The sequence below is a fragment of the Caulobacter sp. ErkDOM-C genome, assembly GCF_048541825.1.
GTDB lineage: Bacteria > Pseudomonadota > Alphaproteobacteria > Caulobacterales > Caulobacteraceae > Caulobacter.
This window is the reverse complement of sequence record NZ_CP183332.1, coordinates 3,466,319-3,486,200: the sequence shown is the minus strand read 5'-3', so window position 1 is coordinate 3,486,200 and position 19,882 is coordinate 3,466,319. Positions and strand designations below refer to the sequence as shown.

15 protein-coding genes and 1 pseudogene are annotated in these 19,882 nt (G+C 68.2%); 6 read left to right on the top strand and 10 right to left on the bottom strand.

Translation table 11 applies throughout. The features are described 5' to 3' along the window. Positions 1-70: 70 nt before the first annotated feature. From ACN2C8_RS16830 to ACN2C8_RS16810, 5 genes are all read right to left on the bottom strand, one after another. The gene (locus ACN2C8_RS16830) at positions 71-556 is read right to left on the bottom strand and encodes a copper chaperone PCu(A)C (protein WP_419253182.1); all 486 of its coding nucleotides are present in this window, start codon (positions 554-556) and stop codon (positions 71-73) included. Positions 557-570: 14 nt separating this feature from the next. Then, positions 571-1,086: a YcnI family protein gene (locus ACN2C8_RS16825; protein WP_419253181.1), complete on the bottom strand. Its 516-nt coding sequence runs from the start codon at positions 1,084-1,086 to the stop codon at positions 571-573. A gap of 8 nt (positions 1,087-1,094) precedes the next feature. Next, positions 1,095-3,167: a TonB-dependent receptor family protein gene (locus tag ACN2C8_RS16820; RefSeq protein WP_419253180.1), complete on the bottom strand. Its 2,073-nt coding sequence runs from the start codon at positions 3,165-3,167 to the stop codon at positions 1,095-1,097. A gap of 65 nt (positions 3,168-3,232) precedes the next feature. After that, a complete protein-coding gene (locus ACN2C8_RS16815; protein WP_419253179.1) occupies positions 3,233-3,628 on the bottom strand; it encodes a DUF2946 family protein in 396 nt (131 codons plus the stop codon). A 117-nt stretch (positions 3,629-3,745) separates the two neighbouring features. Next, positions 3,746-5,308: a long-chain-fatty-acid--CoA ligase gene (locus tag ACN2C8_RS16810; protein WP_419253178.1), complete on the bottom strand. Its 1,563-nt coding sequence runs from the start codon at positions 5,306-5,308 to the stop codon at positions 3,746-3,748. A 211-nt stretch (positions 5,309-5,519) separates the two neighbouring features. Between ACN2C8_RS16810 and ACN2C8_RS16805 the strand changes: the two genes are divergently transcribed. The 6 genes from ACN2C8_RS16805 (at position 5,520) to ACN2C8_RS16780 (ending at position 13,112) form a co-directional block, all read left to right on the top strand. Next, positions 5,520-5,768, top strand: a complete 249-nt coding sequence (locus ACN2C8_RS16805) for a helix-turn-helix transcriptional regulator (RefSeq protein ID WP_419255907.1) — start codon at positions 5,520-5,522, stop codon at positions 5,766-5,768. A gap of 19 nt (positions 5,769-5,787) precedes the next feature. Next, positions 5,788-7,593, top strand: coding sequence for a cation:proton antiporter (locus tag ACN2C8_RS16800; protein WP_419253177.1), 1,806 nt, complete (start codon positions 5,788-5,790; stop codon positions 7,591-7,593). Positions 7,594-8,001: 408 nt separating this feature from the next. Continuing rightward, positions 8,002-9,210 (top strand): OmpA family protein, encoded by a 1,209-nt coding sequence (locus ACN2C8_RS16795; RefSeq protein WP_419253176.1) that lies wholly within the window; start codon positions 8,002-8,004, stop codon positions 9,208-9,210. A 436-nt stretch (positions 9,211-9,646) separates the two neighbouring features. Further along, positions 9,647-11,527: a ribonucleoside-diphosphate reductase subunit alpha gene (locus tag ACN2C8_RS16790; RefSeq protein WP_419253175.1), complete on the top strand. Its 1,881-nt coding sequence runs from the start codon at positions 9,647-9,649 to the stop codon at positions 11,525-11,527. Between the two features lie 313 nt (positions 11,528-11,840). Next, positions 11,841-12,719: a lipid A-modifier LpxR family protein gene (locus ACN2C8_RS16785; protein ID WP_419253174.1), complete on the top strand. Its 879-nt coding sequence runs from the start codon at positions 11,841-11,843 to the stop codon at positions 12,717-12,719. Positions 12,720-12,791: 72 nt separating this feature from the next. Beyond that, entirely contained in the window at positions 12,792-13,112 is a 321-nt protein-coding gene (locus tag ACN2C8_RS16780) for a hypothetical protein (protein ID WP_419253173.1), read from the top strand. A 3-nt stretch (positions 13,113-13,115) separates the two neighbouring features. On the opposite strand, the gene ACN2C8_RS16775 is transcribed toward ACN2C8_RS16780, so the two are convergent. The 5 genes and pseudogenes from ACN2C8_RS16775 to ACN2C8_RS16755 all read right to left on the bottom strand — a co-directional run bounded on the left by ACN2C8_RS16775 (position 13,116) and on the right by ACN2C8_RS16755 (position 19,882). After that, positions 13,116-14,291 (bottom strand): patatin-like phospholipase family protein, encoded by a 1,176-nt coding sequence (locus ACN2C8_RS16775; protein ID WP_419255906.1) that lies wholly within the window; start codon positions 14,289-14,291, stop codon positions 13,116-13,118. Positions 14,292-14,358: 67 nt separating this feature from the next. After that, a complete protein-coding gene (gene trhA / locus ACN2C8_RS16770) occupies positions 14,359-15,021 on the bottom strand; it encodes a PAQR family membrane homeostasis protein TrhA (protein ID WP_419253172.1) in 663 nt (220 codons plus the stop codon). A gap of 70 nt (positions 15,022-15,091) precedes the next feature. Then, positions 15,092-15,862: a sulfite exporter TauE/SafE family protein gene (locus ACN2C8_RS16765; protein WP_419253171.1), complete on the bottom strand. Its 771-nt coding sequence runs from the start codon at positions 15,860-15,862 to the stop codon at positions 15,092-15,094. A gap of 236 nt (positions 15,863-16,098) precedes the next feature. Further along, a pseudogene (locus tag ACN2C8_RS16760) lies at positions 16,099-17,985 on the bottom strand (PAS domain-containing protein); the annotation flags it as partial. A 175-nt stretch (positions 17,986-18,160) separates the two neighbouring features. Next, positions 18,161-19,882 (bottom strand): heparinase II/III family protein, encoded by a 1,722-nt coding sequence (locus tag ACN2C8_RS16755; RefSeq protein ID WP_419253170.1) that lies wholly within the window; start codon positions 19,880-19,882, stop codon positions 18,161-18,163.

Sequence of the window (19,882 nt, the reverse complement as noted above, 5' to 3'; positions counted from 1 at the left end):
GGCCGCAATCTGCCCCGCCGTGGAAGTTTTGCTCCCTTACAAATTTGTCATGTCCAGCCAGAATGGGTGGCTAGTGGTGCTGGTGTTCGCCCATCGATCCTTGCGAGGCCGGGGGCGCGGCGCTCTGCACGGTCAGCTCGACGGCGGCGCGGCGGCCATTGTCGAAGACCAGCGTTATGGGGGCTTTTTGCCCCTGGGCCAGGGGCTGTTTCAGACCCAGCAGCATGAAGTGATAGCCGCCCGGCGCGAAGGCCACCGAGCCGCCGGCCGGGATGGTCACGCCCTCGTCCTGGCGACGCATGGTCATCACGCCATTGGCCATGGCCGAGCGATGGATCTCGACCACGCCGGCCAGGGGGCTTTCGGCGCTGACCAGCTTGACCGGCTTGGCACCGGCATTGGCGATGGTCATGAAGCCGACCCCGTTCATGCTGGCCATGGCCGGGCGGGTCCATGGATTGCCGATCGTCAGGGCGCCGACCTTGTAGTCGCCGGCCATGGCGGGAGGGGTAAAGGCGAGAACGGCCGCTAGGGCCAGGAAGCGTGCGGTGCGCATGGGGCTCTCCAGGATCAATGTTTATGGCCGGCCGAGGCGGCGGCGTCGGGGATCAGGCGAAGGGTGGCGGCGGGGCGGGAAAGCTTCTCGTCCGGCGCCTCAGCGGAAGGAACTTCTGTCCACTGACTTTCGCCCCTCTCGCAGGTCTGGATCACGGGAAACACCAGGGTGTCACCGGCGGCGGGCAGTTTCATCAGCAGCGGAAAGTCGTCGAACGCCTCATCGGGCAGGCGGCCGACATAGGTCACCGCCGACGGCGCGGCCCTGGGATCGGCGCCGGGCTCGCGCTCGATCTCATAGGTCCAGCCCGGCTTGGGCTGGGGCCGGGCCGAGACCACACCGGGCGGGATCTCGATGCGGACCTTCAGGGTGGCGTCGCCCGCCGAGCAGGCATGGCCCACCCGGAAGGCGACGGCGGCATAGGATCCGGCGCGGGCCGTGTCTGGCGCGGCGACCACGTGGGCAAGGGTAGGCAGGGGGGCGGCCAGGGGAGCGGCGAGGGCCAGGAGGGTGAGGGCGATCTTGCGCATGAGAACTCCTAGAACTTGCCCGAGACGCCGACGAACACGCCGCGTCCCTCGCCCGGCCAGAAGGCGGCCGTGTTTTCGATGCTCGCCGCCGTGACCGAGGCCGGATTGGCCAGCGGGTTGACCGTGGCGACATAGCGTTTGTCGAACAGATTGCGCGCATCGACGAACACCGTCACCCCGTCGCGGCTATAGCCGGCCCCCAGGGATGCGATGGCGTAGTCGGGTGCGCGGACCTTGTTGCGGAAATCGACGAACGGACCGCGCGGCGACCACTCGAGCGCCGGCGCCACGAACCAGCCGGCCGGGTGCTCGTATTTCAGCTCGGCGCGGTACAGGTGCTCCGGCACGATCGGCAGGGTGTTGTCGCCGTACTGGGCGTCGCCCTCGAAGTGGAAGTCCGACCAGGCCCAGGTCTGGCGCAGGCGGAGGCGCTTGTTGAACCGCCAGTCGAGGCCCGCTTCCAGGCCCTGATGCACCGTGTCGTCGGCGTTGAAGGTGGCGGCCGGGTGGGCGGGATCGACCACGAAGCTCAGCAGCTCGTTCTTCAGCTCGGCGCGATAGAGGGCCAGATCCCAGGCGAAGGCGCCCTTGCGGCCGCGCGCGCCGATCTCGCCTGTCCAGGCCTTTTGCGGAACCACGGGCGCGAAGCCGGCGGCGGCGGACGGCGAATAGGCTCCGAAATTGGGCGGCTCGACCGACTTGGTCAGGTTGGCGAACAGCTGGCTGTCCTGGTCGATCTGGAACAGCAGGCCAACGCGCGGGGCCAGCCAGTCATAGTCGCGGCTGGCGGTTAGGTCGAAGGTCGATGCGACGCCCGCCAGCTTGTAGGCGCGGTAGTCGCGCTTGGCCGTTCCGTAGGTCGCGCCGGCCACCACGGCGACGCGCGGGGTGACGAAGAAGCGACCCTCGGCGAAAACGTCCAGGGCTTCCGCATTCTGCCGCGAAAAGGCCTGGGCCGCGCCCTTGGAGCCGCGCAGGTTCAGCCACTGGCGGGCGTCCAGATCACCGATCCGGTACGATACGCCCGCGAACAGGTCGGCGGCGTGGCCGCCCAGTTCGCCGGTCCAGTCCAGCCGTCCAAAGGCCCCGAAGTTGCGGCTTTCCTGGTCGATGACCTGGAAGATCGGGTGGTCCAGATCACGCCAGGCGGCATGGACGCCGCCTTCGAACACGGTGGTGTCGGACAGGCGCCAGGTGGTCTGCACGCTGGCCCGGGCGTTGCGCATGTTGCGCCCGTAATTGTTGGCCAGATTGCCGGCGGCGGCCTTTTCCGGGCTGTTCAGGGCCTGGGCCAGGGTCAGGGAGCCGGCGATCTGCTGGCGCAGGTCCGCGCCGCTGACATACAGGCGCACCTCGCGGTCCTGGCCAAAGCTGTGGCCGATATTGGCCGACAGGCGGGCGGCCGAACTGTTGCTCTGCTGGCGCCAGCCGTCGGCGTTCATCAGGGTGGCGCCGACGAAGACGTCATTGTCGCCGAACTGCCTTGCGACCTCGCCATGCAGGCGGGCCGTGCCGAACGAGCCGCCCTCGACCCGCACCAGATTGTCGGCGCCGGCCGTCCTACCCGTCGGCGTCACGAAATTGATCGCCCCGCCCAGCAGGGCCCCGCCAAAGCGCAGGGCGTTGCCGCCCTTGTAGACCTCGGTGTAGCGGGCCAGCAGCGGGTCGATCAGCTGATAGTCGCCATAGCCGTCGGCCTCGTTCAGCGGCACGCCGTCCTGGGCCAGCAGGGTTCCGCGATTGTGGTTGGAATTGCCGATGCCCGAACCCCGGATCGACAGGCGGGTGTCCTCGCCGAACTTCTTCTGGGCGAACACGCCGGGCACGTCGCGGACAGTGTCGTTGAGGCCCAGGGCGAAGCGGTTGGCATAGGCTTCCGACGAGATCACGGCCACTGCGCCGGGGGTTTCCGACAGGCGCTTGCGGGCCTGGGCCACGGCGGGCGGGTCTTCGGGATCGGGGCGGGCGGTGACCAGCACCGAGTCGATGTGGGTCTGGACGGTGTCGGCGGCGTGAGCAGCAGGCGACAGGCAAAGGGAGGCGGCGCCCAGCAGGAGGGCGCGGCGGAAGGTGACGGTCATGGAAACTGTAGTCCTGAAAACGTGACGAGGCGCGCGGCGGCGTAAGCCGCAGCGCAGGCTTTGGGTCAGGCGTTCAGGAAGCTCGGTGGCCCTTGTCCGGGCGGACGGGGCGGCGCGCGGGCATGGCCGCGAACGCCCAGGGTGCGCACGACGGCGACTTCCAGGCGGACGGCATAGCGCACGGGCGCGATGGTGGCGGCGGGGTCGGGGGTGATGGCGGCCAGGCTGGCGGCCACGCACTGGCCGCACTTGAAGCCGCCGAAGATCTTGGCGGGAGCCGGCTCATCGCCGCCCACCTTGACCAGCTTGGCGCCGTCGGCCGTACAGATGATGATCGCCTCGCCCGCGCTGGTCGAGCGGGCCATGGCGACCGCCGGAACCAGGGTCTGGGCCAGCACCGCGAGCGCCGCCAACAGGGCGACGAGCAGGGTAGGGCCGGATCTGGCGCGACGGGCGGTCATTGCGATGGCTGACTAGGGCGTGGCGGGACGAGGGTCAATCGGGGGCTGTGGTGAGGTGGTGGCGGGTGGCTACTTAAGGGGCTAGAGCGCGATGATCTTTGGTTGAATGATCAGGCTCTAGTTCACGTTGCGGGTCTGGCCGTCCCAGAACGGGGCTCGTAGCTCGCGCTTCAGGATCTTGCCCGCGCCCGACAGCGGCAGAGCTTCGATCCGGATCGTGATGCCGCGCGGCCGCTTGTAATTGGCCAGCAAGGGCTCGCAGTGCGCCAGGACCTCGTCCTCGGTGGGCGCATGGCCCGAGCGGGGCACGATGATGGCGTGAACCTGTTCGCCCCAGCGCGGGCACGGCACGCCGATGACGGCGACCTGGGCGACGGCCGGATGGGTAGAGATCGCGCTTTCGACCTCGGCGCTGAACACGTTCTCGCCGCCGGTGACGATCATGTCCTTCAGGCGGTCGACGATGAAGATGTAGCCATCCGGGTCCTGATAGCCGCCGTCGCCGGTATGTACCCAGCCGTCGCGGATCGCCGTGGCGGTCTGCTCGGGCTGGTTCCAGTAACCGTGCATCATGCCGGGGCTTCGCGCGACGATCTCGCCCACCTCGCCGGGCGCGGCCTCGGCACCAGCCTCGTCGACGATGCGGACTTCGCAGCCCGGGGCGGGCCGTCCCGCCGAGGCAAGCCGGACGGCGCGCGGTCCCTCCAGAACGTGGTCCTCGGGAGGCAGGGCGGTGATGACCGGCGCCATCTCGGTCTGGCCATAGATCTGAACGAAGCGAACATGGGGCAGCTTGACGAGCGCTTCGGCCAGCACGCCGCGCGAAATGCTCGAGCCGCCATAGCCGATCGCGCGTAGCGACCGCAGCCGCTCGGTGGCGAACGCCGGATGCTGCAGCAGCATGGCGATCATGGTGGGCACCATGACCGTGTGGGTGACGGCGCGAGTCTCTATCGCGGCCATGACCGCCTCGGCGTCGAACCTGGGAACATAGGCATGGGCAGCGCCCATGATCGAAGCCCCTCCGCCCAGGCAGCTGTCGGCCATGTGGAACATCGGGGCGGCGTGCAGGACCACATCGTCGGGTCCGACGCCCAGCGCCATGGCGCAGACCAGATTGTTGTACCAAAGCGCCCTGTGCGGAAGCATCACGCCCTTGGGAAAGCCCGTCGTTCCGCCCGTGTAGTAGAGGCCCGCCAGATCCTCCCCGCCAGCCCCGGCGTCAGGCGCGGGGTCATGGGCGGTGATCAGGTCCTCGTAGTGGAGCAGGCCCTCTGGCGCCGGGCCGTCGTCGCTCCACACCACATGCTCAAGGTCCGGACATGTGGACCGGCATTCCGCCGCCACGCCCGCGAAGGCGCGATCCACGAACAGCACTTGGGTCCCGCTGTCGCGCAGCGAGTAGGCGTTTTCCTCGACGGTCCAGCGGATATTCATCGGCACGACCACGGCGCCGGCCCACCAGACGGCCGAGAGGAACTCGGTATAGCGGTCGCTGTTGAGCGCCAGGATGGCGACCCGGTCGCCGGAACGAACGCCCAGGGCGCCAAGGCCGCCCGCCAGCCGTGCCACACGCCCCTGCGTTTGGCTCCACGTCCGGGTCGTTCCGTTGAACGTGGTGGAGGGCGAGTGTGGCCTGCTGCGGGCGGCGCTGATCAGCATCTCGGTCAGGCCATACATCGCGCGTCCTCGCCCTGCGTCATTGGCCTGCGACGCTACTTGGAGTGTCGATACAGTCAAGCTGCGGGCAAGCTGCGGGCCCCGAGCACGGAGCGCCGTTTACGGCCCTGGACAACAAGCCGGCTAAGCCTTGGCACGCCGGGCCTTGCTTGACTTTCAACGCATTTGGTTGTATTCAACCAATATGGTCGATATCGGCCAGGTTCGTCAAATGCCACACGCAAAAATTCTTCTCCCAGCGCAATGCCGGGGCGCCCGCGGCCTGCTCAACTGGTCACAGGGCGATCTCGCCGACCGGGCGGGCGTGTCGCGCAGCACGATCAAGGACTTCGAAACCGCGCGTCATGCGTTGCACCATAGCACCGAACGTCTGCTGATCGAGGCGATCGAGGCGGGCGGTGTCGCGTTGATCGCAGCCGGCGACGCCGGAGCGGGCGTCAGGCTCAAGCAATCGGACTAAATAAAGAAGAGGAGCGCGCGTGCAGCACGAGGTTTCACCAGCGGACTACAAGGACCTGGTCCTGTTCCTGGCCACCGCGGGCGTCGTCGCGCCGATCTTCAAGCGGCTGAAGATCAATCCGATCCTGGGCTTCCTGCTGGCCGGGGTGATCCTGGGGCCGTTCGGCCTGGGCCGCTTCATCCACGTGGCCCCCTGGCTCGATTACATCACCGTCGACAATCCCGATGAAATCGCCCAGCTGGCCGAGTTCGGCGTCGTCTTCCTGCTGTTCATGATCGGGCTGGAACTGTCGTGGGAGCGCCTGCGACTGATGCGCAAGCTGGTGTTCGGTCTGGGCGCGGCCCAGATGATCGGCTGCTCGATCGCCCTGGGCCTGGGGGCCATGGCCCTGGGCCAACCCCCGGTTTCCGCCCTGGCCATCGGCGCGGCCCTGACCCTGTCCTCGACCGCCATCGCCGTGCCCGTGCTGGCCGAGCGGCGCAGGCTGCATTCCGACGGCGGACGGGCGACCTTCTCGGTGCTGCTGTTCCAGGACCTGGCCGTGGCCCCGATCCTGATCACCCTGACCATCCTGGGTCGGGGCGACGGGGCGTTCGTGCTCAAGGACCTGGTGGCGCTGCTCCCGGCGGCTGCGGGTTTGGGCGCTATCGTGCTGGTTGGCAGGCTGGCCCTGCGGCCGATGCTGAAGTCCGTCGCCAAGGCCAAGAGCGAAGAGATGTTCATGGCCGCCTGCCTGCTGGTGATCATCGGCGCCGGCATGGTCAGCGCGCTGTCGGGCCTGTCGATGGCCCTGGGCGCTTTCGTAGCCGGGGTGCTGCTGGCCGAGACCGAGTACCGCCACGAGGTCGAGGTCAAGATCGAGCCGTTCAAGGGCCTACTGCTGAGCCTGTTCTTCGTGTCGCTGGGCATTCGCCTGGATCTGTCGCTGCTGGTCGCCAAGCCCGTGCTGATCCTGGGCGTCGCCATCGGCCTGCTGGTGGTCAAGGCGGCCATGGTGTTCGGCCTGGGCCTGGCCATGAAGCTGGGGACCAAGGCCTCGGCCGAGGCGGCCCTGATCCTGGCGGCCGGCGGCGAGTTCGCCTTCGTCATTCTCGACAACGCCATGGGCGCGCAGGTCGTGCCGCGCGCGGTGGGCCAGGCGGTGCTGGTGTCGGCCACCCTGACCATGTTCCTGATCCCGGTCCTGGCCGCCCTGGGCGCGCGCCTGGGGCGCAAGGTCGCCGTCGCCAAGACGTCCGAAGCACCCCTTGGTCAAGGCCAGGCCGATGAGCCCGATCGGGTCGGTCCTGAGCCTTCGGGCCAGGTGCTGGTGATCGGCTATGGCCGGGTCGGCAAGCTGGTGGGCGAGATGCTGGGCCGCCACGACCTGCCCTGGATCGCCGTCGAGCGCGACGCCCGGCTGGTAGAGCAGGGGCGCCGCGATGGCAGCCGCATCTATTATGGCGACGCCTCGCGACTGGAGCTGCTTGAGCGTTGTGGACTGGCCACCGCCCGGGCGGTGGTCGTGACCATGGACGCGCCGGAGGCCGCCGAGGCGGTGGTCGCCGCTGCGCGCGGCGCCCGTCCCGAGTTGTCCATCGTCGCCCGCGCTCGTGACGCCCGCCACGCCGCCCGGCTCTATGAACTGGGCGCGACCGACGCCGTGCCCGAGACCATCGAGGCCAGCCTGCAACTGTCCGAGGCGGTGCTGGTCGATATCGGTGTGCCGATGGGTCTGGTCATCGCCTCGATCCACGAGCGCCGCGACGAGTACCGCAAGGTGCTGAACCGTCCCGACGCCCTGGGCGGTCGTCGCCGGCGGCTGAGGGACGCGTCGCTGCGCTAGCGAGACCTTGTCTCAGGCGCTTGATCGCCGTGGCCAAGCCCGGCTGCGCAAAGTCTGCTGACCCCGGCGGGCGCCCCGGGTCGTGCCTGGCCGAAACTTCCCGTGTCGCGGGAAGAACAGCATAGGTGTGGCCGTACTGCGACAAAGCGCCACCTTTTCATGCACCAAGCCCTTGCGCGACCCGGTTTCACGTGCGAACCAAAAGACTGGCGTTGTCTGCGGAAGATTTCAGCCGATACGCTCGGAAGTTGATTTTGTGGGGCGGTCTTGTTTGGCTTCCTGGAGCAAATATCCAGGTCAGCGAAACCTGACGAGTGTGGCTTTGCTGACACTTTCCCGGGACGTTCGCCTTGGTATAACGATGCTCGGTCGTTTTCGGCCGGAGCAGGGCAATAGAGGGCTCTTGATATGAAATTCAAACTCCTGGCGGGAGTCGCTCTGGCTGCGGTTTGCGCCGCGTCGGGCGTCTCCGCTCAAGAGACCGGCTGGTACGGCGCGGTCGATCTGGGCTACCACTTCCCGACCGCTATGAAGACCGAGTCCGACGCGGTTGCTCCGGATGGCTCCACCTATCACTATGAGTGGGCCTCGGACAGCGACTGGACCGGCTTCGTCCGTCTGGGCTACCAGTTCACCCCGAACTGGCGCGCTGAACTCGAAGGCGGCTATCGCCCCGGCGACCTGACCTCGGTTCGCGGCAACGCCGTTCGCCAGCAGCCCCGTGGCCTCTGCACCCCCGGCGTGATCCGCACTGCGGCCGCCCCGAAGTGCGGCTCGCCGGACGGCTCGATCGATTCCTGGACCCTGATGGCGAACGTCCTGTACGACTTCGCCCCGGACGCCTGGATCAACCCCTTCATCGGCGCGGGCCTTGGCCTGAACCGTCTGGACGTTAAGGCCCTGGGCCAGTTCAGCGGCGTCGGTACGGTTACGGCTGGCAACACCGCCATCCAGAACCTGACCGTTGACGACGATGACCTGTCGCTCTCGTGGCAAGCCATCGCCGGCGCCTCGATCAAGGCGACCGAGAAGCTGAAGATCGATTTCACCTACCGCTACCTGGCCGCCGCCAACGATCACAAGTGGCAGTCGCAAGGCTCGGGCGCTCTGCAGCCCGGCGCGTTCGGTGGCGAATACAAGGACCAATCGGTGACCGTCGGTCTCCGTTACTCCTTCGCCGCCCCGCCGGCCCCGCCGCCCCCGCCGCCCCCGCCGCCGCCTCCCCCCCCGCCGCCCCCGCCTCCGCCCCCGCCGCCTCCCCCGCCGCCTCCGCCGGCGTATGAGGCTCGCGAGTTCATCGTCTACTTCCCGTTCGATCAGTACGTGCTGACGCCGGAAGCCCAGTCGGTGGTTTCGGAAGCTGCGAACTACGCCAATGCGGGCAAGGCGACCAAGCTGGTCATCGTCGGTCACACCGACACGTCCGGTTCGCCCAAGTACAACGCCCGCCTGTCGGAGCGTCGTGCAAAGGCCGTTGCTGACTCGCTGGTCGGCATGGGCGTCGCCTCGACGGCCGTGGCCGTCGACTGGAAGGGCGAAAGCGCTCCTGCCGTCGCCACCGGCGATGGTGTCAAGGAACCGCTGAACCGCCGTTCCACGATCTCGATCAACTTCTAAGATCTAGATCAATCTGATCTGGGAAGGGCCTGGCGGCGACGCCGGGCCCTTTTCTTTTGCGCTGTAGGCCGTCCAGCAGGATGGCGGCGGGTTGTGCGGGCCAGATCCTGCCGAACGCCCCCAGGACCCGCGCGTGATCGCCTCAGGGCGCCCAGGGACCAAGCTGTGGGCGGATGTCGAAGTCCGGGGGCGGATCGCTTGACCCGGCTTGTGACGGTCTGTCGCAGCTGAAAAAAGTTCGCGTGGGCAACCCCTTGATCCTGCCCGCTAAGTTGGAGCCGTTCACAGCTTGTTAACGAAAAACTCGCTGGCGGGGCGTTGACGAGTCATTAGCCGCTGTGGCCCCATATGTGGGCTGAGGGGGCTCCTCGGCCACAAGATGTAGCGGCTGGGCGGGGCGTTTCCTTCTCCGGAATACGCTGATTGATTATGGATTTTGGTCATGAACGGCAGTGAAGCGGCGAAGACGACTGCGCTCCCCCAGGGTCGCACCGAGGGCATGCGGGTTTCCGAGCGTCCGAAATTGGCGCTGGTGCGCAAGGTCCAGGTTGATCGCTCGCGCGACGCCCTGCTGACCGATTTCGGCAAGACCACCCTGGAAGACCGTTATCTGCTGCCGGGCGAGTCCTATCAGGACATGTTCGCCCGCGTGTCGACGGCCTTCGCTGACGACGCCGACCACGCCCAGCGCGTCTATGACTATATGAGCCAGCTGTGGTTCATGCCCTCGACCCCGGTGCTCAGCAACGGCGGCGCCGAGCGCGGCCTGCCGATCTCCTGCTTTCTGAACTCGGTCTCCGACAGCCTGGACGGCATTCTGAGCGTCTGGAACGAGAACGTCTGGCTGGCGGCCAATGGCGGCGGCATCGGCACCTATTGGGGCGCTGTCCGGTCGATCGGCGAGAAGGTCAAGGGGCAGGGCCAGACCAGCGGCATCATCCCCTTCATCCGCGTGATGGACAGCCTGACCCTGGCGATCAGCCAGGGCAGCCTGCGCCGCGGCTCGGCGGCGGTCTATCTGGACATCCACCACCCGGAAATCGAAGAATTCCTGGAAATCCGCAAGGCGTCGGGCGACTTCAACCGCAAGTCCCTGAACCTGCACCACGGCATCTCGATCAGCGACGAGTTCATGCACGCGGTCCGCGACGGCCTGAAGTTTGGCCTGCGCTCGCCCAAGACCAATGAAGTGCTGCGCGAGGTCGACGCCCGGGCCCTGTGGCAGAAGGTCCTGGAGCTGCGCCTGCAGACCGGCGAGCCCTATCTGATCTTCTCCGACACCGTGAACCGCGCCATGCCCCAGCACCAGCGCGAGCTGGGCCTGAGCGTGCGCCAATCCAACCTGTGCAGCGAGATCATGCTGCACACCGGCGTCGACCACCTGGGCAATGACCGCACAGCCGTCTGCTGCCTGTCGTCGGTCAATGCCGAGACCTTCATGGAGTGGCGCGACCAGCCGATGTTCATCGAGGACATCATGCGCTTCCTCGACAACGTCCTGCAGGACTTCATCGACCGGGCGCCGGACGCCGCCGCCACCGCCGCTTACGCCGCCATGCGCGAGCGCTCGGTGGGCCTGGGCCTGATGGGCTTCCACAGCTTCCTGCAGAGCCAGAACGTGCCGTTCGAGAGCGCCCTGGCCAAGAGCTGGAACATGCGGATGTTCAAGCACCTGCGTCGCGAGGCCGACAAGGCCTCGATCACCATCGGCCAGGAAAAGGGCCCGTGCCCCGACGCCGCCGATCGCGGCTCGATGGAGCGTTTCTCGCACAAGCTGGCCATCGCCCCGACCGCCTCGATCTCGATCATCTGCGGCGGCACCTCGGCGGGCATCGAGCCGATCCCGGCCAATATCTATACGCACAAGACCCTGTCGGGCTCGTTCGCGGTCAAGAACCCCTATCTGGAAAAGCTGCTCGACGAGAAGGGTCACAACACCGACGCGGTGTGGGGCACGATCCTGGAGAACGAGGGCTCGGTCCAGCACCTGGACTTCCTCAGCCAGGACGACAAGGACGTCTACAAGACCGCCTTCGAACTGGACCAGCGCTGGGTGGTCGAACTGGCCGCCGATCGCACGCCGGAAATCTGCCAGAGCCAGTCGGTCAACATCTTCCTGCCGGGCGATGTCGACAAGTGGGACCTGCACATGCTGCACTGGCAGGCCTGGGAGCGCGGCGTGAAGTCGCTGTATTATCTGCGCTCCAAGTCTGTGCAGCGGGCTTCCTATGCCGGCTCCGAATTCGCGGTCGAGCCGACCGGCGGTTTCGATATCGTCGAGAAGACGGACTACGAGGAATGCCTCGCCTGCCAATAGGGGGAAGAAACCTCCGGGATGGTTAAGCGGCGGCGAGGGCAAAACCCTTGCCGCCGTTTGCGTTTCGGGAACCCTTTAGGGGTCACGCTGTTAACCCTGCGGGCTTTCGTCGCGCTGGACAGTCGCCAATTACGCGATAGGCTCCACGTCAACTGGGATCGGGGAATCCGCCGTGCGGATCAGAGAAACGGGACGTTCCGCGCTCTGCCTGACCGTCATGACCTTGGTCATGACGGGGTCGCCCGTATCCGTCGCCCTCGCCGCGCCGAAGGCCTCCAAGGCCCCTCCGTCCAAACCTTCCAAGACTGTCGTGGTGTCCGACAGGGCCGCCGGCGCCAGCTTCCAGCTGAGCGCGCCGACGGCCGAGCCCCTGAAGTTGAGCCGCAAGGATGTCCAGCCGGCCGACACGGCCGCCGTTGGCTTCGCGCCGCGCGAGGTCGAGTCGCCCCAGGCCCGCGTCGAGGGGCAGTTCGCGCTCTCGCCCGCCGCGACCTTCGGGGACGTGCGCCTGCTGGACGCCGACCGATATTATGACGGCCGAGGGCCGGTGAGCTGGCGCTCGGACGCCTTCGTGGTCGGCCAGACGGACGGCGGCGCGGTGGATTCGGTGCGCGTGTCGGTCGCCGCCGTGGCTCGCAACGCCGCCAACGCGCCTTTGAGCCTGGTCCGTCCCGACGCCCAGGCCTTCGACGCTGAAAACATCGACGTGACCCTGACGCGCGGCTGGCCTTCGGCCGTCAAGCTGGCGGCCGGCAAGTACGCCCTGGATTTCTCGCCCCATGCCGGCTTCGGTTTTGGCGACGCAGGCGGTTCGGCCGAGGCCGGCGCCACGGTGCGCCTGGGCAAGAATATCGAGGACCGGGTCAGCGACTCCCTGGGTCTGCGCGACGGTGACGAGGCCTTTGGCCAACGCGGGCGCTGGTACGTGTTCGCCGCCGCCAGCGGCCGGGCCGTGGGCCTGAACATGCTGCGCGGCCAGAACGGCGACTGGAGCCGGGCCGGCATGAGCTCGGACGTCAACAGCAAGCTGATCGGCGACGCCCAGGCCGGTGTGGCCTGGCGCAAGGGCCCGATGCAGGCGTCGGTCGGCTACATCCGTCGCGAGATGAAGGCCAAGGACGTCATCATGGGCATGGCCACCCAGAAGGACTCGATGGTGGCCTTCTCATTCAGCCTGAAACCGCACTGGTAGGGCCTCTGCGCTTGAGTTTCGGGCCGCGATCATGCAGCTAGCGCCGATCCCGTCCACGAACCGCCTGACGACATGACCGACAGCGAGCCCCCGCGCCGCAAGATCCTGAGCCTCAAGAGCGGCGTCGCCGCGCCCGGAGGCCCAAAACCGCTGGAGCGCATCGCGCGGCCGGCGCGTCCTGTCGTGCCCGAACCCCCACCCCCGCCGCCTCCGGCCGTGGGCGACTGGAAATGCAAGCCGTGCGGCGCCCGCTTTGATCCCTCGCCCGACCTTGCCGACGAAGACTCCGTCCGCTGCCCGTCGTGCAATGCCCGCCTGGGCCTGGCGTCCGACTTCCGTAGCGATCCGCCCAATGTGGACAAGCTGCGCGCCCGCCACCTCAAAAAGGCCTGAGGCCTATTCCAGAACGTCGGCCGGCCCCGGATCAATGTCAGCCCGCGCGGGCTGACGCCGGAATAGGCCCCGCCAGCCGGTCGGTTCCGACGAGGGGCTGGACCAGATGGCGTTGACCCCGGCCAGGCGCTCGGCCTCGTCGAAGATGCTGCGCATGGTCGCGGTGTCGAACTTCAGCATGTTCAGGCCGTCGAAGCTGGACGGGATCGAGGCTACGCTGAGCGGCAGATTGTGGCGCGCGCAGAAGCCCGAGGCCAGGCTCAGGGCCTGGCGATAGGAAAAGCGCAGCATGGTCTCGAAGCTGCGGCCCATGATCGAGGCCACGCCCGGCGGGGTCGAGCGGGGGGAGGGTTCCAGCACGGTGTTGACGATCACGTAGACCCGGCCCCGGCGCAGGCGGTTGCCCAGATTGCGCCAGTGCAGCAGGGCGTCGGGCATCAGGAACAGCGGCGCAGCCACGCCCCCGTCAACGTGCATCTCCTGATAGCGCACGTCGCCGGCTTCCACGTCGAACAGCTTGGGCGGGAACAGGCCCGGCACGGTGGCCGAGGCGATCAGCACGTCGCGAAACAATCGCACCGACGACTCGCCACCCTTGGCGGCGATGGCGCCCATGTCCCAGATGGTGGCCTTCTGACTGTCCAGATTGGTGGTGGCGATCAGCAGGCGCCGGCCTCGGGCGTGCTCGCGGGCCACAGCATTGATCACCACTTCGTCGATGAACGGCGAGACCAGGGCGTCCAGGCCCTCGCCCTTGAACAGGCTGGGGCCCAGGCCGCCGGCGAAGCCTTTGAGGCTAAGAAGCTCGGCCGCGTGGCCGCCGACATAGGCGTCGGTCAGGCGCTCGTCCCAGGCCGAACCCAGAAAGGCCAGGGGCGCGATCAGGGCGCCGGTGCTCACCCCGGTAACGATGGCGAATTCAGGCCGCGTGCCGGCCTTGGACAGGCCCGTCAGCACGCCGGCCCCAAAGGCTCCGCCCGAAGCGCCGCCCGACAGGGCCAGGATGTTGAAGTCGTCGCGGCCCAGCAGCGAGCGGGTCGGGGCCAGGCGGTCGGCGACGGCGTTCAGGGCCTGGTCGGCCTGGTCGACGGTCAGGCGCACGCCCGGAAAGCCGACGATGTCGGCCAGACTGTCGGCCGGGGGCGCGTTCAGGCGCTTGCCCCGCAGCGGATCGGGCATCTTGCGGTCGCGGAACAGGGCCTGGATCGAGATTCGCGCGGTATCGGGCGGTTGGCTCAATCTGCCCTCACCCGTGGGAGCCGGTCAGCACCACGCCGACGAGGACCGCAGCATAGTGAAGACCCGCCCCGCCGATCACATGGCCGTGCCAGATGGCCCGCCGGAACTTCAGCCGGCGCATCAAATAGAAGACGGTGCCGGTCGAATAGACCAGGCCACCGATGGCCAGCAGCAGCAGGGCCACCCAGGACAGACCGTCGATCATCGGCTTGATGGCCACCAGCACCAGCCAGCCCAGGGCCAGGTACAGCCCCACCCAGAAGCGCTTGTCGAGGCCCGGCAGCAGCAGCTTGGCCAGCACGCCGATCCCGGCCACCACCCACACTGCCGTGGTCATGCCGATCGACCACCAGCCGGTCAGGTTCTGGGTGGTGAACGGCGTATAGGAGGCGGCGATCATAATGAAGATGCCGGCGTGGTCGAAGCGCCGCAGCAGGGGCTGCCAGCGGACCTTGGCGAAATTGTAGGCCGTCGAGAGCGACAGCATGAGGATCAGCCCGACCGTATAGATCGATACCGCCGCCACCCGGCTCAGATCGCCCATGCCGAACGCCAGGCCCAGCAGGATGCCGCCGCCCAGCAGGGCGCAGGCCAGGCCGGCCAGATGGACGACGAGGTCGGCGAGCTTGGCGCCCGGGCTCGGATAGTGCGTAGAAATGATGTCGGTCATTGTGACAGTCTAGCGGCGCTGGATGACGTATGAACGACGATGATCATGGCGCCGAAAGGGCGGGCGGTCGTCAGGAAAGCAGAGCGGCGGCTCCATCGAAGACCAGCTTTCCGCCGACCGCGACCAAAAGGACATAGATCACGCGATAGAAACCCTCCGCAGGCACCCGCCGCACCAGCCAAACACCGGCCCAGGTCGAGGCGATGGCCAGGGGCAGCAGCACGCCGGCGGTGGCCAGCACCTTGGGCGTGAGCTGGCCCAGGGCGATATAGGCCGGCACCTTCATCCAGTTGACCACAGCGAAGAAGATGGCGCTGGTGCCGATGAAGGTGTCGCGCGGCAGGCGACGCGGCAGCACATAGATCTGGAACGGCGGCCCGCCGGCATGGGCGATCTGGCTGGTGAAGCCCGCCGTCAGGCCACACAGGGCCCCCAGCCACGGCCGGCCTGCTGTGGCGCCCACCTGCGCGGCGACCTTGACCGCCCGCTCGGCCCACAGCCGCTGCAGGGCGAAGACGATCGAGATCAGCCCCACGGCCAGTTCGACCGCCGCCGGCGAGACGAAGGCCGCCAGCGCCCAGCCCAGAAAGATGCCGACAGCGGCGGCCGGCAGCATGAGCTTCAGCAGGCCGCTGTCCCAGGTCTTGCGGAACGCCCAGACGCTGACCACGTCCTGCACGATCAGGATCGGCAGCAGGATGGCCGCGGCCAGCACGGGAGAGATGGCCAGGGCCAGCAGCGGCGTGGCCACCACCCCGATCCCCGCAAACCCGCCCTTGGCCAGGCCCAGCAGGATCACAGCCGGGATGGCGACGGCGTAAAAGAACGGATCGGTCAGCATGGGTTTTGGCTTAGCAGCTGGAGTCAGGCCGGGCCACCGGCCCCTCCGCGCCTGCGGCGTACTTGCCCCGCGACGGGGACAGGGAGCCGTATCCACCCGTAGCCTCTGCGGGGGAAGGAAAGGCGCGCAAAAGCTTCAGGTCGTTGCTTTTGCTAAGATTCATGGATTGAGCCCAGAGGGCGGGCGGTGGATCCAATGGTCGGGGCGGTGTTTCGCCTGCCCCGCCACGCCGCGATCTAGGAGGCCGTCTCCAGGGCGGTGGCGAGGCCGGTGAACAGGCCCTGGATGCTGATCGGCTTGGCCAGATGCAGATCGGCGCCGGCGTCCAGGCAGGCCTTGACCTGATGCGGCATGGCGTTGGCGGTCAGGGAGATGATCGGCGTGCGTTTGACGTTACGCGATCGTTCTCTGGCGCGGATCTGGGTGATGGCCGCCAGGCCGTCCAGAACCGGCATCTGGGTGTCCATCAGCACCACATCGTAGGCGTTGCGATCGAAGGCCTCGATGGCGGCCTGGCCATCGACGGCGACCGTGACGTCGGCGGCGTCGGCCAGCATCATGACGATCACCTTCTGGTTGGTGGGGTGGTCCTCGGCCAGCAGAACCCGCAGGCGGCGGTCCAGCGCCCATTCGGTCGAGGCGGTCGCCATCGGCGAGATGTCCCCGGCATGGCCTGCCGAGACCACGGCCTGGAAGGTGAAGCTGGCGCCGATACCGGGCAGGGCGGCGCAGGCAATGTCGCCGCCCATCAGCCGGGCCAGGCGCCTGGCGATGGGCAGGCCCAGCCCCGTGCCGCCGACCTTGCGGGTCACCGAGCCGTCGGCCTGCTGGAAGCGCTCGAACAGGCGGTCGCCGGTCGTGGCGTCGAAGCCCTCGCCGGTGTCCTCGACGCAGACCGTCAGGTCGATCCGCCCGTTGGCCTGGACCTGGGTCCGCGCCAGGACCTTCACCGCGCCAGCGCTGGTGAACTTGACGGCGTTGCTGGTCAGGTTGGCGATCACCTGGCGAACCCGCAGGGCGTCGCCCACAACGTGGTCGTGGAAGCCGTCGGCGAAGGTCAGCTGGAAGTCCAGGCCCTTGTCCTCCGCCACGGCCCTGAACACGGCGACCGCAGCGGTGATCGCCTCGCGCAGGTTCAGCGGTTCCTCCGAGAGCTCAAGCCCCCCCGCCTCGATCTTTGACAGGTCGAGGATATCGCTGAGGAGGATGTTCAGCGTGCGCCCGGAGTTGAGGATGACCTCCATTATCCCGCGCTGGGCCTCGTCCAGGGCGGTGCGGCTGAGCACCTCGGCCATGCCGACCACGCCGTTCAGGGGCGTGCGGATCTCGTGGCTCCTATTGGCCAGGAACTCGCTCTTGGCGACGCTGCCGGCCTCGGCCTTCTGCAGCGCCTCGGCCAGGGCCGCAGCGCTGGCCTTGCGTTCGGTGATGTCCTCGCAGATCACCAGCAGGTGCTGGCGGCCATCCGCGCCCGGAATGGCGATCTTGCGGGTCTGCAGCCAGCGGCGGCCATTGTGCGGCGTGTCGAGCGGCTCTTCGTCGATCGTGACCAGCTTGCCGCTTGCGATGACCTGCCGGTCGACGGCGGCGAAATAGTCGGCCTGTTCCTTGGGGAAGAAGTCCTGGTCGCTCTTGCCCAGAAGTTCGGTGCGCGGCACGCCCAGCTGGGTTTCGGCGGCCCGGTTGACCAGCAGGAACTGGCCCGTTTCCCCGTCCTTGACGAACAGCATGGCGGGCGTGCTCTCGATCACGGTGTCGAGGAAGCCCTGGGAGGACAGGGCCTCGGCCTCCCGCTGGCGCAGGTCGGTGATATTGATGCAGGTGGTGGCCAGACCGCCGGCGTGCGTGCGCCGGTTTTCGAACCGCAGATGCTCGCCGGACTCTTCGCGGATATTGTCGGCGTGATCCAGTTTGCGGCGCTCAAGCTGGCTGGCCAGCCAGGTCTCGCTGTCGTCCGCCGCCTCGGGATAGCGACCGGCGGCCAGGCCGGCGCGCAGCAGGTCCTCGAAGCGCGCCCCCGCCGTCAGGGTGACGCCCCACCGGGCCCAGAGGCGGGCATAGCGCGCGTTCCAAAACACGCAGCGGTCGTCGGCGTCGAAGACCACGAAGCCCTCCGGCACGACATCGAGCGCGTCCTGCAAGCTGGCCAGCATGGCCGAGGCCTCGTCCAGGTTACCGGCGATCATGAAGCCTCACATTGCGCACGCAGCGTTTACGTTGAGCATCAAGGGTTTAGAGTGGCTGAACGCAGTTCGCCAACCCTTGGTCTGCGGCAATTTGTCCCGTGCGGCGAGGGGGCTATCCCTCGGCCCGGGTCAGCTTCCAGCGGATTTTCGCCCCGACTTCCGGCCGCACCTGGCTCTTGAGCACGATCTGGCCGGCCTTGCGTGCCTGGCCGTGGTCGAAGTGGGCCGAGGCGGCGATCTCCACGTCGACCGCGTCGTTCCTCAGCCACCAGCCGACATTGGATGGGCCGCGAATCAGCACGCTCTTGCCGTCGCGGGCGATCGAGGCGCGGGCGTCGGGATGCAGGTGGAAGCGGGCGGCGAAGGGCAGGTAGCGGCGCGGGCCCAGGGCGTCGCCGGGAACGAGGGGGATCAGGCTGTCCTCGCCGCGCAGTTCGTCGGCGGCGATGTCGAGGAACAGGCGGCGGGCGTGCGACAGGCCAAGGCGCTTCCAGCCGTCGTGCAGGATGTCCAGCCAGACGCCGTTGTCGGCGTCGTGGCGCTTGACCTCGACGGTCGTGGCGCCGTCGACCAGCCACGGGCCCAGGGCGTGGGCGCGGAAGCCCGACAGCGGCCGGCCCGCCGAGCCGTCGCCCACCGACAGGGTCGAGGCGGCGTCGGACAGGCGAAAGGCGTGGGCGCCGCCGGCTTCCGGGCTCCAGCCGCAGGAGGTGATCAGCCGGTCCTTGCCACAGACGATCTCGACGGCCGCGGGCTGGGCGCAGGCGGCGCGGCTCAGGGGTCCGACAGCGGGAATTCCGGCGTCGGCCATCACCTGGATGCTGGCGCCCTGCATGCGCTCATAGCCGCTGTGGACAGCCGAGTGCGGCGGTCGCGGGCCGGCGTCGTCATGCGCCAGGGCTGCGGCAATACGGCTGCCGGCCACGGCCTCGCCGCCGTGGAAGGCCGCCAGCTGGCCGTCGGCCAGGGTGAAGAACCGTGCCGCCGAGGCCAGGCGATCAATGGCGCGCGTGACTGCTTCGGGCGAGGGGCGCCCGCGCTGACCCAGGGCGTCGTCCAGGGTCAACAGGTCGAACAGCAATTCCAGCCCCGCCTCGGGCGAGCGGCTTGCGTGACCGCCGTCGCCCAGCACGATGCGGTCGATCTGGGCCGCGATGATCTTCAGGCCCTGGTCGATCAGGCGGTCGCCGGGCTTGTCGGACAGCACGCAGCCGGCGATCGTGGCGGTGACGGCGCGCTCCAGCGCCCGCTCGGGCGCGTCTGAGGCCTTGAACAGCTGACGGGCCTGGCGGGCCAGGTCCATCGACAGGTCGGCGATCTCGGCGTCGGAGCCTTCGGCGGCCATGGCGCGGGCGGCGCAGGCCAGGTGGAACACCCGCCGCTCCAGGCACTCGCCACTCCAGGAAAAGGCGTTCCAGCGCCCAAACACGCGGCGCCAGTCATCCAGCAGGCCCAGGGCGCGGCGCGCGCCGCCCGCGCTGATCAGGTCGGGCAGCCAGTCGAACCGGTGCAGGGCCAAGGCGAAGCGGCGCGTCGGGCTGGGGGTGTCGAAGGGATCGCCCACCTCGCCCAGCCGCAGCGCGCCGCCCGACAGGGTCATGACCCCGGCCAGGATCTTGCGGCCATGCTCTGGATCGACCGTGCGGGGATCGTGGGGATGGGCCGCCAGGCCGCGCGGCCTGGGCAGGGAGATCAGCAGCCGGTGCGGCGGTGAGCCGAACCACTCGCGCTCGACATGGCTCTTGATATTGGCGCCGATCGCCTGCGTCAGCACACCGCCGCGCGGGAGCGCCGGGAGTCTGGGCAAGCCGCGAGCGAAGCGTTCGGCCACCAT

Bases quoted from the DNA above. Each gene is read 5' to 3' on its own strand.
- ACN2C8_RS16830 (WP_419253182.1), bottom strand. From the start codon at position 556: ATGCGCACCGCACGCTTCCTGGCCCTAGCGGCCGTTCTCGCCTTTACC.
- ACN2C8_RS16825 (WP_419253181.1), bottom strand. From the start codon at position 1,086: ATGCGCAAGATCGCCCTCACCCTCCTGGCCCTCGCCGCTCCCCTGGCC.
- ACN2C8_RS16820 (WP_419253180.1), bottom strand. From the start codon at position 3,167: ATGACCGTCACCTTCCGCCGCGCCCTCCTGCTGGGCGCCGCCTCCCTT.
- ACN2C8_RS16815 (WP_419253179.1), bottom strand. From the start codon at position 3,628: ATGACCGCCCGTCGCGCCAGATCCGGCCCTACCCTGCTCGTCGCCCTG.
- ACN2C8_RS16810 (WP_419253178.1), bottom strand. From the start codon at position 5,308: ATGTATGGCCTGACCGAGATGCTGATCAGCGCCGCCCGCAGCAGGCCA.
- ACN2C8_RS16805 (WP_419255907.1), top strand. From the start codon at position 5,520: ATGCCACACGCAAAAATTCTTCTCCCAGCGCAATGCCGGGGCGCCCGC.
- ACN2C8_RS16795 (WP_419253176.1), top strand. From the start codon at position 8,002: ATGAAATTCAAACTCCTGGCGGGAGTCGCTCTGGCTGCGGTTTGCGCC.
- ACN2C8_RS16780 (WP_419253173.1), top strand. From the start codon at position 12,792: ATGACCGACAGCGAGCCCCCGCGCCGCAAGATCCTGAGCCTCAAGAGC.
- ACN2C8_RS16775 (WP_419255906.1), bottom strand. From the start codon at position 14,291: ATGCCCGATCCGCTGCGGGGCAAGCGCCTGAACGCGCCCCCGGCCGAC.
- trhA (WP_419253172.1), bottom strand. From the start codon at position 15,021: ATGACCGACATCATTTCTACGCACTATCCGAGCCCGGGCGCCAAGCTC.
- ACN2C8_RS16765 (WP_419253171.1), bottom strand. From the start codon at position 15,862: ATGCTGACCGATCCGTTCTTTTACGCCGTCGCCATCCCGGCTGTGATC.
- ACN2C8_RS16755 (WP_419253170.1), bottom strand. From the start codon at position 19,882: ATGGTGGCCGAACGCTTCGCTCGCGGCTTGCCCAGACTCCCGGCGCTC.